This window comes from Polynucleobacter sp. MG-28-Ekke-A2 (genome assembly GCF_035012985.1).
Taxonomy (GTDB): domain Bacteria; phylum Pseudomonadota; class Gammaproteobacteria; order Burkholderiales; family Burkholderiaceae; genus Polynucleobacter.
Genome location: NZ_JAYGQU010000001.1, coordinates 182675 through 196988, shown reverse-complemented (window position 1 = coordinate 196988; position 14314 = coordinate 182675). Strand labels below are relative to the sequence as shown.

Annotated in this window: 16 protein-coding genes; 9 read left to right on the top strand and 7 right to left on the bottom strand. The window is 45.8% G+C overall.

What is annotated here, in order from left to right:
* Positions 1-43: 43 nt before the first annotated feature.
* Positions 44-1714, bottom strand: a complete 1671-nt coding sequence (locus tag VC188_RS01050; RefSeq protein ID WP_323482749.1) for an MFS transporter — start codon at positions 1712-1714, stop codon at positions 44-46.
* Positions 1715-1890: 176 nt separating this feature from the next.
* Entirely contained in the window at positions 1891-2520 is a 630-nt protein-coding gene (locus VC188_RS01045) for a trimeric intracellular cation channel family protein (protein ID WP_323482748.1), read from the bottom strand.
* Between the two features lie 90 nt (positions 2521-2610).
* On the opposite strand from VC188_RS01045, the gene maiA reads away from it, so the two are divergent.
* On the top strand, positions 2611-3291 hold the full coding sequence (gene maiA / locus VC188_RS01040) for a maleylacetoacetate isomerase (protein ID WP_323482747.1): 681 nt from the start codon (positions 2611-2613) through the stop codon (positions 3289-3291).
* Here the strand turns inward: maiA and VC188_RS01035 are convergent.
* From VC188_RS01035 to VC188_RS01025, 3 genes are read right to left on the bottom strand one after another with little or no spacing between them, the layout of a single operon-like run.
* On the bottom strand, positions 3262-4191 hold the full coding sequence (locus VC188_RS01035; protein WP_215321018.1) for an AEC family transporter: 930 nt from the start codon (positions 4189-4191) through the stop codon (positions 3262-3264). The two genes, maiA and VC188_RS01035, sit on opposite strands and share 30 nt — an antisense overlap.
* A gap of 27 nt (positions 4192-4218) precedes the next feature.
* A complete protein-coding gene (locus tag VC188_RS01030; RefSeq protein ID WP_323482746.1) occupies positions 4219-4743 on the bottom strand; it encodes a gamma carbonic anhydrase family protein in 525 nt (174 codons plus the stop codon).
* Between the two features lie 56 nt (positions 4744-4799).
* Positions 4800-6002: an ammonium transporter gene (locus VC188_RS01025; RefSeq protein ID WP_323482745.1), complete on the bottom strand. Its 1203-nt coding sequence runs from the start codon at positions 6000-6002 to the stop codon at positions 4800-4802.
* 136 nt (positions 6003-6138) lie between these two features.
* On the opposite strand from VC188_RS01025, the gene VC188_RS01020 reads away from it, so the two are divergent.
* Together VC188_RS01020 and VC188_RS01015 are read left to right on the top strand one after the other, a co-directional pair.
* On the top strand, positions 6139-6501 hold the full coding sequence (locus VC188_RS01020; protein WP_215358624.1) for a Rap1a/Tai family immunity protein: 363 nt from the start codon (positions 6139-6141) through the stop codon (positions 6499-6501).
* A gap of 47 nt (positions 6502-6548) precedes the next feature.
* Positions 6549-6836: a glycine zipper domain-containing protein gene (locus VC188_RS01015; RefSeq protein WP_215358625.1), complete on the top strand. Its 288-nt coding sequence runs from the start codon at positions 6549-6551 to the stop codon at positions 6834-6836.
* 68 nt (positions 6837-6904) lie between these two features.
* On the opposite strand, the gene VC188_RS01010 is transcribed toward VC188_RS01015, so the two are convergent.
* Together VC188_RS01010 and VC188_RS01005 are read right to left on the bottom strand one after the other, a co-directional pair.
* Positions 6905-7294, bottom strand: a complete 390-nt coding sequence (locus tag VC188_RS01010) for an OsmC family protein (RefSeq protein ID WP_215358626.1) — start codon at positions 7292-7294, stop codon at positions 6905-6907.
* Between the two features lie 48 nt (positions 7295-7342).
* Complete coding sequence (locus tag VC188_RS01005; RefSeq protein ID WP_323482744.1) at positions 7343-7753, bottom strand: rhodanese-like domain-containing protein; 411 nt, start codon at positions 7751-7753, stop codon at positions 7343-7345.
* Between the two features lie 58 nt (positions 7754-7811).
* On the opposite strand from VC188_RS01005, the gene VC188_RS01000 reads away from it, so the two are divergent.
* From VC188_RS01000 to glyQ, 6 genes are all read left to right on the top strand, one after another.
* Positions 7812-9074, top strand: coding sequence for a putative Na+/H+ antiporter (locus VC188_RS01000; protein ID WP_323482743.1), 1263 nt, complete (start codon positions 7812-7814; stop codon positions 9072-9074).
* Positions 9075-9140: 66 nt separating this feature from the next.
* Positions 9141-10490, top strand: coding sequence for a tRNA (N6-isopentenyl adenosine(37)-C2)-methylthiotransferase MiaB (miaB, locus tag VC188_RS00995; RefSeq protein WP_323482742.1), 1350 nt, complete (start codon positions 9141-9143; stop codon positions 10488-10490).
* Positions 10477-10950: an rRNA maturation RNase YbeY gene (ybeY, locus tag VC188_RS00990; protein WP_323482741.1), complete on the top strand. Its 474-nt coding sequence runs from the start codon at positions 10477-10479 to the stop codon at positions 10948-10950. The genes miaB and ybeY overlap by 14 nt, the downstream gene beginning before the upstream one ends.
* A 30-nt stretch (positions 10951-10980) precedes the next feature.
* Positions 10981-11820, top strand: a complete 840-nt coding sequence (locus tag VC188_RS00985; RefSeq protein WP_323482740.1) for an HlyC/CorC family transporter — start codon at positions 10981-10983, stop codon at positions 11818-11820.
* Positions 11821-11828: 8 nt separating this feature from the next.
* Positions 11829-13358, top strand: coding sequence for an apolipoprotein N-acyltransferase (lnt, locus tag VC188_RS00980; RefSeq protein WP_323482739.1), 1530 nt, complete (start codon positions 11829-11831; stop codon positions 13356-13358).
* A 59-nt stretch (positions 13359-13417) separates the two neighbouring features.
* Positions 13418-14308 (top strand): glycine--tRNA ligase subunit alpha, encoded by an 891-nt coding sequence (glyQ, locus tag VC188_RS00975; protein WP_068319536.1) that lies wholly within the window; start codon positions 13418-13420, stop codon positions 14306-14308.
* Positions 14309-14314 lie beyond the last annotated feature (6 nt).

Below are 14314 nucleotides of genomic sequence, written 5' to 3'. Positions count from 1 at the left end.
CCATTTCTGATCGGGTTTCTTATTTGATGCAGACTAAAACTGCTTAGTCACGTGCGTAGATATCTACGTCTTTAGTTTCACGTACAAACAGTGTACCGATTACCAATGTCATCGCAGCGATGATGATTGGGTACCAGAGACCGTAGTAAATGTTACCGTTTTGCGCTACCAAGGCGAAGGAGATCGTTGGCAACAAGCCACCGAACCAACCGTTACCAATGTGGTATGGCAAGGACATAGAGGTATAACGAATACGAGTTGGGAACATCTCAACTAACATCGCAGCGATTGGGCCATAAACCATGGTTACCAAGAGCACTAAGTACACCAATAAGCACAACACAGCAAAGTAGTTAATCTGTGCTGGATCAGCCTTAACAGGATAGCCTTCCTTGTTCAAAGCCTCACGAATTGCCTTCTTAAACTCAGCATCTTTCGCTTTTGCTTCAGCAGGATCAATGCCCTTAGATGTATATCCAGGGATTTCGATATCGCCAATTTTCACAACAGCAGTGGCACCAGCTGGAGCCGCAACAGTTGTATAGCTAGCAGAGTTCGAGGCCATCACTTGTTTTGCAATATCGCAAGAGCTTGTGAACTTCGCTGTACCAGTTGGGTTGAACTGGAATGTACATTCAGCTGGGTCAGCAGTAATAGTTGCTGGCGCTGTTGTCATTGCCTTTTCCAACGCTGGGTTAGCAAAGTGTGTCAAAGCATTAAACACGGAAACAGGGGTGTTAGGGATGTAAGTAATTACAGCCAATAACAAACCGCCCATGATGATCACTTTACGACCGATCTTGTCAGACAGGCTACCAAAGACCACAAAAAATGGTGTGCCGATTACTAATGAACCAGCAATCAACAAGTTCGCTGTCTTAGCATCTACTTTCAACACTTGTGTGAGGTAGAACAAAGCGTAAAACTGACCTGTGTACCAAACCACCGCTTGACCTGCAACCAGACCAAACAATGCCAAGATCACAATCTTCAAGTTCTTCCATTGACCGAATGACTCTGTCAAAGGCGCTTTAGACAATTTGCCTTCTTCTTTCATCTTCTTGAAAGCTGGAGATTCATTCATGGACAAACGAATCCATACAGAAACTGCCAACAACCCAATAGAAACGATGAAAGGAACGCGCCAGCCCCAAACGTCAAAGTCTGGACCAGTGAATTCACGTGTGAACAAAATCACGAGCAAGGAGAGGAACAAGCCTAAGGTAGCTGTTGTCTGAATCCAAGCTGTGTATGCACCACGACGACCATGAGGAGCGTGTTCTGCAACGTAAGTAGCAGCACCACCGTACTCACCGCCCAAAGCCAAACCTTGAAGCATACGCAATGCGATCAAGATCACTGGAGCAGCAACGCCGATGGTTGCATAGTTAGGCAGAATACCCACGATGAAAGTTGCGCCGCCCATCAATAAGATGGTTACCAAGAAGGTGTATTTACGGCCAATCAAATCGCCGAGACGACCAAACACCAACGCGCCAAATGGACGCACGATGAAACCAGCAGCAAACGCTAACAAAGCGAAAATGAAGGCAGAGCCAGCATCTAGGCCAGAGAAGAATTGCTTAGCAATAATTGCCGCAAGTGAACCGTAAAGATAAAAGTCGTACCACTCAAAAACCGTACCTAAAGATGATGCAAAGATAACTTTGCGTTCTTCAGCGGTCATTGGGGCTGCTTTAGTTGATGTTGACATCAGTAGCTCCTAACTATTTTTATTAAATAAATAACAACGGGTCGATTATGCTTTGAAAAAATTCAAAGAAATCCACTAGTTAGGGTAATTCCCCATCAAATAGGATCGGGGTTTTCCCGAGATATTTGGGAATTAGAGCTAGCTACGCAGCACCTATAAGCCCAGCGTTGGTGCAATTAGCGTGTTTTAGTAATAAACATTTTGGGTACGCGCAGATCCCAATAAATAGCAGCTGCGCGCAGTCCAAAAATTCCGAGCATGCAAATCACGGAGCCCTCGACTACATACTGAGGTAAGAAGTTCAGCACCAGAACATAGGCGCAACAACCCAAAGTCACTGGAATGGCATAAAGCTCATGCGACATGATGAGCGTTTTTCTGCCAGCCAAGACGTCGCGCAATAAGCCTCCGCCGATTGCAGTGATTACGCCCAAGATGACTGGTGCCCCAGGCAGACCATAACCCATGCTCCACGCCTTATCAGCCCCCTGAATAGCAAAGAGAGCTGCGCCAAAACCATCGATATACAGCATCCACCGATAAATTTGCGGCTGGGTAAAGAAAGATTCTGCAAAGAAGGTGAGGATGCTAGCGCCGAGCGCAAGCCACACATACATTTGATTCTCAGACCAGAAAATAGGGGCTTCCAAAATGATGTCGCGAATAGTACCGCCGCCAATGGCGGTAATTAAACCCAGCACCAAGACGCCAAAGAGGTCTACACCACGATCTGCAATAGCTAAGACGCCTGTTACCGCAAAGGCCATGGTTGCGATGATGCCAATCCAGAAATTAATGTCTTCCATAACATTGAGTCTAATGCACTTTGTCTGAGCACAGACTTGAATGACCATCCTCAATATACTGTCAGCTATGTGTGCAAATAAGGTGTTGATATGACCTCCAAGCTGTATAGCTTTTGGCGCAGCTCCGCCGCTTTTCGGGTTCGCATTGCCCTCAATCTCAAGGGTATGGATTATCAAATCATTCCCGTACATCTCGGTAAAAATGGTGGAGATCAATTGGGCGAGGAGTATGGCAAGAAAAATCCCAGTCGCCTAGTGCCTCTTCTAGAAGATGGCAAAAAAAGTATTCATCAATCCTTAGCCATTATTGAGTACCTCGAAGAGATTCAATCTGAGCCACCACTCCTACCAACAATAGCGATTGATCGCGCATGGGTACGTGCTGTTGCAATGGATATTGCGAGCGATATTCACCCAATCAATAATTTGCGGGTATTGCGTTACCTGATCAAAAAACTCGGTATCAGCAGTGAGGCAAAGGACGAATGGTATGGGCACTGGATCAAGGTTGGACTCGAAAGTGTAGAGATGCAATTAAGTCTTGATCCACGGGTTGGGAGATTTGCCTATGGCGATCAACCTGGCTTGATTGATGTCTGCTTAGTGCCCCAACTCTTTAATGCACTAAGCGCAAGAGTAGATGTAAAGCCTTACCCCACTCTCATGCGAATCTTTCATGAATGCATGACATTGCCCGCCTTTAACGATGCCTCTTGGGAAAAACAAATGGATGCTGAGGGACTAAATCCCGTTGCTCCACCACAAAAATAAAGAGAGCGTCAGCAAAGAACTCACGGTAGTAATTAGTACCACTCTAGAAATCACACTACCGTCAGCCTTGTAGTACTGCGCCAACATAAAGGGGCCCGTACCAGTGGGTAGCGCGCTGAGTATGACGATGGCACTTACCCACAATGCTGGCAACTCCAAGATGGGGCCCGCAATGACCCAAGCAATCAAGGGTTGAAGAATCAACTTTGCCAAACTGATACCCCAAGCCCGAGCAGGAGCGGCAGTACTTTTTTGCATCAGAAATAAACCGATGGAAACGAGAGCGCAAGGTGTTGATGCGGCAGCTAAGAACGCAATTACTTGTGCAATCGGATCATACAAAGTTAAATCGCTCGAGGCCCACAATAGACCCGCAACTGGAGCTATTAACAAGGGATTAGTGCAAAGCGATTTAATGACGCTTAAACCAATCTCATGCGGCTTCTTATGCGACAAGATGCCAATCTCAATCAAGACCGTCGCCAGGGCAAACATGACAAACACAATGAAGGTGGAAATAATCGCAGGGGCTAAACCATCTTGGCCAAGGGCAAGTGCGCACAAAGGAATCCCCATATACCCAGTATTTGAATAAGAGGCGCTGAGGCTATCAAAACTGGCTGCCGCTAAATCGCGATGACATACCCAGCTTACCAAGAGCACCAGTAGAAAAACAATTAAACAACTTAGAAAAAAAGCAGTGATGAAACCAGGTTGCCAAAGCGTTTGCCATCCACTATTGGCGGCAAAGTTAAAGAGTTGCGCAGGCAATGCCAACCAAACAACAAAACGATTGAGCTCAACTGAAGCATTAATGCCTAACTTACCAGTACGCCCACCAACATACCCAATCAATATGAGTAGGAATACTGGGAGAACTACATTAAATACGTAGAGCAAAATATTTAACGGGTGATATTTAAGAGTTTAGGAAATTTTCTTCAGGGTCTTGACATAACGCTGGGCATTTTTAACATAGCGGCCAGCGATATCGTGGATGCCAGCAATCTGCTCCGGGGTCAACTCTTTTACCGCCTTAGCGGGAGTCCCCAAAATCATGGAGCCATCCGGAAATTCTTTCCCTTCGGTAACAAGTGCGCCCGCACCAACGAGACAGTTTTTCCCAATCTTTGCGCCATTCAAAATGACTGCGCCAATACCAATCAAACTACCATCTCCAATGTGACAACCATGCAGCATCACTTGATGACCAACAGTGACATGCTTGCCAATGATGAGTGGATAACCTGGATCGGTATGCAAAACAGAAGCATCTTGCACATTGCTGCCTTCGCCAATTTGAATAAGGTCGTTATCACCACGAATAACAACTTTGGGCCAGATACTCGCATCTTGATGAAGTTCAACCTTGCCGATCACCTCTGCGCTGTCGGCAACCCAAGCACCCTCAGATAAATGAGGGGCATTTCCGTCTAGTTCAAATATAGCCATAACTCATTATAGGTATGAATCAGGCCATAGATAAACGACTGAGCACTAAAAGTGCATTACCAGTTTGGCTCACGATCAGGCGTAGAGGAAATGCGGTGGACACTTAAATCTGCACCTTCAAATTCTTCTTCTTGAGACATCCGAATACCCAAGACTGCTTTCAGGGCTCCATAGACCACAAAGCCACCAACTAATGCAATGCCAACACCTAAGGCGCTACCAATCAGCTGACCAGTAAAAGTAACACCGCCAATTCCGCCCAAGGCTTTGGTCCCGAAGATACCAGCAGCTAATCCACCCCAAAGACCGCACAAGCCATGCAAAGGCCAAACACCGAGAACATCATCAATCTTCCAGCGGTTTTGAACCAAGGTAAACATATACACAAACAAGGCGCCGGCAACCAAGCCAACAAATAAGGCACCGAGAGGATGCATTAAGTCTGACCCTGCACATACTGCAACCAAACCGGCAAGCGGCCCATTATATGTAAAGCCAGGATCGTTACGACCTACCACCCAAGCAGCCAATGTTCCACCAACCATCGCCATCAACGAGTTCATTGCAACTAAACCACTGATTTTGTCGATCGTTTGTGCGCTCATCACATTAAAGCCAAACCAACCCACCGCTAAGATCCATGCACCCAAGGCCAAGAAAGGAATGCTTGATGGTGGATGAGCAGAGATTTGACCTTCTTTTGTGTAACGGCCACGGCGCGCGCCCAGCAAAATAACAGCAGGCAAGGCAATCCAACCACCTACTGCATGAACCACTACTGATCCCGCAAAGTCATGAAACTCTTCACCAGCAAATCCCTTGATCCAAGCCTGAATACCGTAATGCTGATTCCAAGCAATGCCTTCAAAGAATGGGTAGACAAAACCTACCAATACAAAAGTGGCAACTAGTTGCGGATTAAATTTAGCGCGCTCTGCAATGCCGCCAGAAATAATGGCAGGGATAGCAGCGGCAAAAGTCAGTAAGAAGAAAAATTTGACTAACTCGTAGCCATTTTTCTCTGCCAGCAACTCTGCTCCAGAGAAAAAGTTCACACCATAAGCTATGCTGTAGCCAATAAAGAAATAGGCAATTGTTGAGACCGCAAAGTCCACCAAGATTTTGACTAAGGCATTGACTTGGTTCTTCTTCCGAACCGTTCCTAACTCCAAGAATGCGAAGCCTGCATGCATGGCAAGAACCATGATGGCGCCAAGCAAGATAAATAAAGCATCACTTCCAGATTTCAAAGTTTCCATGCAATTTCCCCTCTTATTTTTTGCCTCATTATGGGGAATGAAAAATCCCAAAAAGGGGCATAGCGCACCTATTTAGTGCATATGGAGAGATTTTTATGGTTTATCATCGTTTTTACATACACCTAAGGGAGAACCCATGAAAAAAATCCTCATCGCATTGGCCGCTTTAGCCGCATTTTCCGGTCTTGCTCAAGCACAAGAAACCATCAAGGTATTAAGCACTCAAGAACTTGCGAATGTTTGCAAACTTCCTGCAAGCCCAGAATCTCGTAGTTTCTGCATTGGCTTTACTACCTCTGTATATGAAACCTATTTAGCTACGCGTCACCCACAACGTGCAAAGCCATTTATTTGCGTTAAGCAACCTGCTCCAGCGCGTGATGAAGTCATTGGCGATTTTGTGAAGTTTGCAAACAGCACTCCACAAGTTGCAGACAAACCAGCAGCAGGCGTTTTCTTGGGCTTCTTAGCTTCACGCTTCCCTTGCGCCAGAAAATAATCTAAACAACTTAGACAAACGAATACTCATTTAAAGGATCAGTTGAGATGAAAAAAATTATCGCAATTACCGCAGCAACTTTAGCAATCGCTGGTTGCTCAAACATGAGCAACACAGAACAACGTACACTTTCGGGCGCAGGCATTGGCGCAGCTGCTGGTGCTGTTGGCACCGCAATCTTTCACGGCAATCCTATTTGGGGCGCAGTTGGTGGTGCAGCAGTTGGTGCAGCATCTGGCTATGTCTATGATGCATACAAGAAAAATGAAGCTGCTAATTACAACTCCGGTTATAACGCTGGTAAAAATAATCAGCCAGCTCAGGCACCTAATTAATAAGCCTAGCTAAGCAGAATACCCAGGCCTATTGAGGCCCGAGTTCAGCAACACAAACCCAGCTCGTATTAATTTACCAGCTGGGTTTTTATTTGAATCTGTCCTGCTAATGCTTTATGGATTGGGCATTTATGTGCAATCTCAAGTAAGCGCTCTTTTTCTTCAGCACTCAAGTTGCCTTGCAACTGAATCTCGCGGGAGAATGTTTCAACATCATCATGCCGCTCGATATCCACAGTTACGATCGCATTGTCTAATTTCATTTCTTTGCGCCCAGCGTACATCTTTAAAGTCATTGAGGTGCAGGCTGCCAAAGCAGCGCCAAGATATTCGTGAGGACTTGGGCCAGTATCAGAGCCACCTTTAGAAACTTCTGCATCAGACAAAAAATGTAAATCACCAGCAGTCAATTTCTGCTGAAGAGGGCCTTGGCCAAACTGTGAAACTACTTTTCTCATAAGAATCCTAAAAAAATTATTAACCCGAAGAAATGATCAAGACTGAATTTAACCCGAATGGGATTTGCTTGCTTTTTCTGCAACGGGTAATTGCGCCTTCTTCCAAGCACTAAAGCCACCCTCTAAGTGACATATATTGGGCACACCCATTCTCTGGAGAGTTTGTGTTGCTAGGGCCGAACGCCAAGCCGAGGCGCAATACAACACCAGCCTCTTGCCTTCGCCAAAGATTGGCTTGTAATAAGGGCTATCTGGGTCAACCCAAAACTCCAACATCCCCCTGGGGGCATGGAGCGCATTCGGAATCATGCCCTCACGCTCTAACTCACGAACATCCCGTATATCCACAAACACCACATTTGTATCTACCAATAAATCTGACGCCATTTCCAAGGAGAGCGTCTCAATTTCAGCCATTGCCTCCTGAATGAGCTCTTGATACCCAATCTTTAATTTCACCAAAATCTCCTAAATTAACAATGTCTGAGCCTCACCAAGCACCTGCTACCATTCTGCTATGAACTTTACCCCCACAGAACTTGGTGCGAGCATTATTTTTGCAATTGCTGTTTTGCATACCTTTTGCACAGGCTATTTTGAAACGATTGCTAAAAAATCGCCTCGACATGCTGGTCTTTGGCATCTCCTTGGTGAAGTAGAAATTGTTTTTGGTTTTTGGGCTGCCATACTGGTTATTTTTATTTCCTTATATGACGACTTAGGGACTGCTAAGAACTTTCTGAATAAACGCAATTTCACAGAACCACTCTTTGTCTTTGCCATCATGATTGTGGCTGGTACAAAACCCATTCTGTATTTTTCTACTCAAATTTTGCATGTGCTGGCCAATGGCCTGCAATATCTTTTGCGTATCAGAAGCGCTCCTGCTTTATATTTTTTAACTCTAGGGGCCACACCACTCCTTGGCTCTTTGATCACCGAGCCTGCAGCGATGACTCTGGCTGCTTTTTTATTGCGCGACCTTGTCTATCGTCACCAATGTTCTAAAGCGCTTCTATTTGGCACCCTTGGCGTGCTCTTTGTGAATATCTCCATTGGAGGCACACTCACCAATTTTGCTGCTCCGCCTGTTCTGATGGTGGCCTCTACCTGGGGATGGAGTTCAGCATTTATGTTTAGCAACTTTGGTCTAGAGTCTTGCATTGCGATCTTCATCAATGCTCTGGCAGCAACGCTTTTATTTCATCGCCAATTGATTGAACCTAATGCCGATAAAGGGGAAGTAAAAATTCCTTTCGCAGTCATTTTGACGCACCTGATTTTTTTATTTGGAGTGGTTTTCTTTGCGCATGATCCAATTATTTTCACGTGGATTTTGCTTTTCTTTATTGGTTACACCACGGCATATCCAAAACATCAAAGTCCTCTCATTCTGAAAGAGGCGCTTTTAGTGGGATTCTTCCTGGGTGGTTTAGTAGTATTGGGTGCATTGCAAGGATGGTGGCTGCAACCCATTCTCGAAATGATGAGCCCTACCGCAGTCTTTTATGGCAGTCTTGTTTTGACTGCTTTCACTGACAATGCGGCACTCACCTATTTAGGATCATTGGTAACCGGTACCTCACCGGAGTTCAAGCTAGCATTAGTGGGTGGAGCAGTTGCTGGTGGCGGCCTCACCGTTATTGCTAATGCTCCCAACCCAGCAGGTATTGCGATCTTGCGTGGCCACTTTCCTGGACATACGGTTTCAGCGCTGTATTTATTGATTGCGGCCATTCCGCCCACCATCGTGGCAATTCTGGCTTACAGACTCATATAAGAACAACTTGGGTCTTAGGCGGTAAAATCTGAGCTTCGCCCCCAGCTATATACCTGAGAACGGCATATGAAAAAGCTCTACATCAAAACCTTTGGCTGTCAAATGAACGAGTACGACTCGGGAAAAATGGCAGACCTCCTGCATGCGGATGAAGGCATGGTCATGACGGATCGCCCTGAAGATGCCGACGTGGTTCTTCTCAACACCTGCTCTATCCGCGAAAAAGCGGAAGATAAAGTCTTTTCAGATTTGGGACGGTTACGTGAACTCAAAAAAACGAAGCCCGACTTACTAATTGGCGTTGGTGGCTGCGTTGCCAGCCAAGAAGGTCAACAAATTGTTAGTCGCGCTCCTTACGTAGATGTTGTGTTTGGACCTCAAACACTCCATCGCTTATCCGACCTCATTGCACAGCGTCGCAAAACAGGCATCTCACAAGTGGATATTTCTTTTCCTGAAATCGAAAAGTTTGATCATCTTCCCGCATCTCGCCAAACTCGTGGCTCTGCATACGTCTCCATTATGGAAGGTTGCTCCAAGTATTGCAGCTACTGTGTTGTACCCTATACGCGCGGTGAAGAAGTCTCAAGACCATTTGATGATGTGCTGACAGAAGTCGCTGGCCTTGCTAGCAAAGGCGTCAAAGAAATTGTTCTGCTTGGTCAAAACGTAAACGCCTATCTTGGCAAGATGAGTGATACCGAAGAAATCGCTGACTTTGCTCTATTGATTGAATACATCGCTGACATTCCCGGGGTTGAACGGATCCGCTTTACCACCAGCCACCCTAAAGAATTTACACAACGCCTCATTGACGTCTACGCTAAAGTGCCCAAGCTTGTAAGTCACCTTCATCTGCCAGTACAACATGGCTCAGATTCTATGCTCTCAGCGATGAAGCGCGGCTATACAGCCCTAGAGTTCAAGAGCATTATTCGTAAGATGCGCGCTGTTCGTCCCAACCTAACACTGTCAAGTGATTTCATCGTGGGCTTTCCAGGTGAAACTGAGGCTGACTTTGAGAAGCTACTCAAAATGGTTAAGGAGCTGAACTTTGATAACAGCTTTTGTTTTATCTTTAGCCCACGCCCAGGAACTCCTGCAGCAAACCTTCACGATGACACACCTTACGAGGTAAAACTCAAGCGCCTCCAAACTTTATTGGCATTGGTTGAGGGGCAGGCAAACCAAATTAGCCAAAAAATGCTGGGTAATACCGAAAGAGTATTAATTGAAGGTCTTGCTAAGGATGGCGTCAACTTACAGGGTCGTGCTGAAAATAATCGCGTCATTCATTTCACAGCGCCTGATCAAGATATTGAGAGCCTTATTGGTCAATTCGTAGACATTCGCATTACGGAAGTTCTGAACTACACCCTCAGAGGCGAGTTGGTAGAAGCCCATGTCAGTCAATAAAAAAAGCATCTCTTCGAAGCTAGCGATTGAGCTGCAATACGCCAGTCCGGCGATTGAGTCTTCCGTTAATAAAGCAGCCTCCTCAACCCTAATCAAGAAATGGGTGAAAAGTGCCACAGCTCTTAGTGGCTTAATCACCCTTCGCTTTGTGAATGCTGCGGAAGGTAAGAAGCTAAATTTCGCTTTTCGTCAAAAAGATTACGCCACCAATGTTTTAACTTTTACTTACGAGCTTTCAAAAGAAGCTGTAGTAGCGGATATTATTTTTTGCTTACCTGTTCTACAAAAAGAAGCCAAAGAGCAAAGTAAATTACTAAAAGCCCATTTGGCCCATTTAATTGTGCACGGCTGCCTTCATGCTCAAGGTCATGATCACGAGGTAAGCCGGGATGCAAAAAAGATGGAGGCCCTGGAAATCCAAATTCTCCAAAAATTGGGCTTTGCCAACCCCTATTCTTGATTTGCCATATTTCTACGCTATTCTTGCTATATGCCTGACCCCAATAAATCCCTTTTAGATCGCTTGGCTGATTTTTTAACTCCGCAGCCAACTGAACCCAGTGAACGCCGTCAAGAACTGATTGATACCCTTCGGGAAGCTCAAGCAGAGGGATTAATTGATGCGGATGCCCTCTCCATGATTGAGGGTGTTTTTCAAGTAGGGCAGTTATGCGCTCGCGACATCCTTGTGCCTCGCGCCCAAATTGATTGGATTGATATTGGCCAACCTCTCTCTGAAATCATTAAGAGCGTTATTGAAGCGGCTCACTCACGCTTTCCTGTATTCGAAGGCAGTCGAGATAATGTCATTGGCATTTTGTTAGCAAAAGATTTGTTACGTCACGCTACTGAGAAAGATTTTCAGGTGCGGGATTGGTTACGCCCAGCGGTATTTATTCCAGAGTCCAAACGTCTTAGCGTCTTGTTGCGAGACTTCAAAGACAACCGCAATCATTTAGCTATCGTAGTTGACGAATATAGCGGCGTTGCCGGCATCATCACCATTGAAGATGTGCTCGAGCAGATCGTTGGCGATATTGAGGATGAACATGATATCGATGAAGAAGCAGATAACCTCATCGCTTTAGATAATGGCGACATTCGCGTTAAAGGCATTACCGAGCTTGAGCAATTTAACGAAAGACTTGGCACTCATTTTGAAGTGGAAGATATTGAAACTGTGGCGGGCTTGGTGATCCAGCATTTAGGCCGCGTCCCTAAAATGGGTGAGCTCATTGATATAGGTGGCATTGAATTTGAAGTGCAGCGCGCCGACCCAAGACAAATTCATATTCTGCTTGCACGACAATCCAATAAAAAATCAGACTGAGATTTACATTGTTTGATCAGCACTCCAATCATTCGGGCATGAGCATCAAGATTTTTTCGGTTTGCATTCTGTTTATATTGGGAGCGGCCCTTGCTGCCGTTGCTGAGTTACCCTATGGTGGCTGGATTCAGATTCCCGTTCTCAGCCTTCTGTGGTGGCGCCTTGATCAGAAGTCCATCTCCTTTAAAAAACAATTTGTCTTAGGCCTCTCATTCGGCATTGCGTATTTTGTTGTGGGTCTATGGTGGCTTTACATCAGTCTGCATGATGTTGGTGGCATGAGTGCGCCACTCGCCTGTATGGGTGTATTTCTGCTCTCTGCTTATGTGGCGCTCTATTTCTCATTGGCAACACTTGCTATTCCACTGTTTAAACAGAGTCGCTTATTTGGTCTGCTGCTGGCAGCGAGTTGGGTTCTTGCAGAATTTCTACGGGGCTATATCTTCACTGGATTTCCTTGGATGGGCTTTGCGGAAACCCAGTTCAATGGCCCATTTGCGCCTGTCGCCCCCTTCTTTGGCGGGCTAGCATGTACCTTTTTGGCAGTATGGGCCTCCTGGGAAATTTACCAAGCCCGTAAGCATGTCATTTCTAGCGCGCTACTCATTTTGATTGCCATTGGCATCTCTCAAAGTGCTGGATTCCTTACCTTCACCAAGCCAGTTGGAGAGCCAATTAGCGTTCGCTTAATACAGGGTAACTTTGAACAAAGTCTGAAATTCAATCCTCAAGCTATTGGCAAGCAAATCGATTTCTATGCTGGAGAAATTACCAAAGAAGCAGCCAACCTCATCATCATTCCTGAGACCGCGTTTCCATGGCCACTTCCAAATTTACCCATTGGCCTATTGGATTACTTACAAAACTTTTCCAATAAAAGCAGTAGCAATATTCTGCTTGGCTTGATCGGCGAAGTACCTGGAGAAGGCGGTATGCAGTATTCGAATCGCGCTACTGGACTGTCGCCCAATGCATTGCCCTATCAATACGATAAAGCCCACCTCGTTCCCTTTGGAGAATTTATTCCTCTAGGTTTTCAGTGGTTCGTTAAAGCCTTTCATGTACCCATGAGCGACTTTGCAAGAGGAAAGCTGTATCAACCTCTCTTTGCGATTGTGCGCAAGGATCAAGATGATCTTCATGCGGCAATTACGATTTGCTATGAAGACGTCTTTGGTGGTGAACTTGCCTCCCGTATTCAACACAGCGATCAGCCAGTCAACCTACTCATCAATATGACCAATCTAGCCTGGTTTGGTGATTCTCAAGCGTCTACCCAACAACTCAGGCTTTCACAATTGCGCTCCCTGGAAACCGGGCTTCCCGCCTTGCGTGCCACCAATACTGGGATTACTGCGGTTCTTGGTCCTGATGGCAGAGTGCTGAAAGCGCTCCCGGAATTTACCCAAACAACCCTCAGTACCCAGGTTCAGGCCTACTCTGGTAAAACGCCTTATGTCATTTGGGGTAATTTACCGATTTTGGGTATTTCTTGCCTGCTCTTGCTTTGGGGTCTGATTCGTCAGAGACGTTTTTAAGTATTTTTAACTCCAGAGTGCTCTAGCCATGTAAAATCAAAGGCTTAGCCAGGTTAATCATGCTTACTTTTCAGCAAATCATTCTCAAACTTCAAGATTATTGGGACCAACAAGGTTGTGCCCTACTACAACCTATCGACCTCGAGGTTGGTGCTGGTACATCCCATACCGCCACCTTCCTACGCGCCATTGGTCCTGAGCCTTGGAAAGCGGCTTACGTTCAGCCATCCCGCCGACCTAAAGATGGTCGCTATGGCGAGAACCCAAACCGCTTACAACACTACTATCAATATCAAGTAGTCCTCAAGCCGGCACCTGAAAATATTCTCGATCTTTACCTAGGATCTCTTGCCGCTTTAGGCTTAGACCTTAAAGAGAATGATGTTCGTTTTGTAGAGGACGATTGGGAAAACCCAACGCTGGGTGCATGGGGTCTTGGCTGGGAAGTTTGGCTCAATGGCATGGAGGTGACACAGTTCACTTACTTCCAACAAGTAGGCGGCTTAGATTGCAAACCTGTTCTTGGTGAGATTACCTATGGCATCGAACGTTTGGCAATGTATATCCAAAACTGCTCTAACGTCTACGACTTAGTATGGGCCGATGGCATCTCCTATGGCGATGTGTATCACCAGAATGAAGTGGAGCAATCTTGCTACAACTTTGAACACTCTAATACTGATTTACTCTTTGCCAACTTCACAAACTATGAAAGTGAAGCAAAGCGTTTGATGGAAGTTCCACTGGCACTACCTGCTTACGAGATGGTTCTGAAAGCTGCGCACACATTTAATTTACTGGATGCGCGTGGCGCTATCTCGGTTACTGAGCGCGCAGCCTACATAGGTCGCATTCGCAATCTTTCTCGCGCAGTGGCTCAAGCTTACTTTGAGTCTAGAGAAAAACTGGGCTTCCCAATGTGTCAACGTCAAGCTAAAGCTCAGGCTTAAGCGCAT

Excerpts from the sequence above, each read along its gene's own strand:
- VC188_RS01050 (WP_323482749.1), bottom strand. The coding sequence starts at position 1,714 with ATGTCAACATCAACTAAAGCAGCCCCAATGACCGCTGAAGAACGCAAA.
- VC188_RS01045 (WP_323482748.1), bottom strand. The coding sequence starts at position 2,520 with ATGGAAGACATTAATTTCTGGATTGGCATCATCGCAACCATGGCCTTT.
- maiA (WP_323482747.1), top strand. The coding sequence starts at position 2,611 with ATGACCTCCAAGCTGTATAGCTTTTGGCGCAGCTCCGCCGCTTTTCGG.
- VC188_RS01030 (WP_323482746.1), bottom strand. The coding sequence starts at position 4,743 with ATGGCTATATTTGAACTAGACGGAAATGCCCCTCATTTATCTGAGGGT.
- VC188_RS01025 (WP_323482745.1), bottom strand. The coding sequence starts at position 6,002 with ATGGAAACTTTGAAATCTGGAAGTGATGCTTTATTTATCTTGCTTGGC.
- VC188_RS01020 (WP_215358624.1), top strand. The coding sequence starts at position 6,139 with ATGAAAAAAATCCTCATCGCATTGGCCGCTTTAGCCGCATTTTCCGGT.
- VC188_RS01015 (WP_215358625.1), top strand. The coding sequence starts at position 6,549 with ATGAAAAAAATTATCGCAATTACCGCAGCAACTTTAGCAATCGCTGGT.
- VC188_RS01010 (WP_215358626.1), bottom strand. The coding sequence starts at position 7,294 with ATGAGAAAAGTAGTTTCACAGTTTGGCCAAGGCCCTCTTCAGCAGAAA.
- VC188_RS01000 (WP_323482743.1), top strand. The coding sequence starts at position 7,812 with ATGAACTTTACCCCCACAGAACTTGGTGCGAGCATTATTTTTGCAATT.
- miaB (WP_323482742.1), top strand. The coding sequence starts at position 9,141 with ATGAAAAAGCTCTACATCAAAACCTTTGGCTGTCAAATGAACGAGTAC.
- ybeY (WP_323482741.1), top strand. The coding sequence starts at position 10,477 with ATGTCAGTCAATAAAAAAAGCATCTCTTCGAAGCTAGCGATTGAGCTG.
- VC188_RS00985 (WP_323482740.1), top strand. The coding sequence starts at position 10,981 with ATGCCTGACCCCAATAAATCCCTTTTAGATCGCTTGGCTGATTTTTTA.
- glyQ (WP_068319536.1), top strand. The coding sequence starts at position 13,418 with ATGCTTACTTTTCAGCAAATCATTCTCAAACTTCAAGATTATTGGGAC.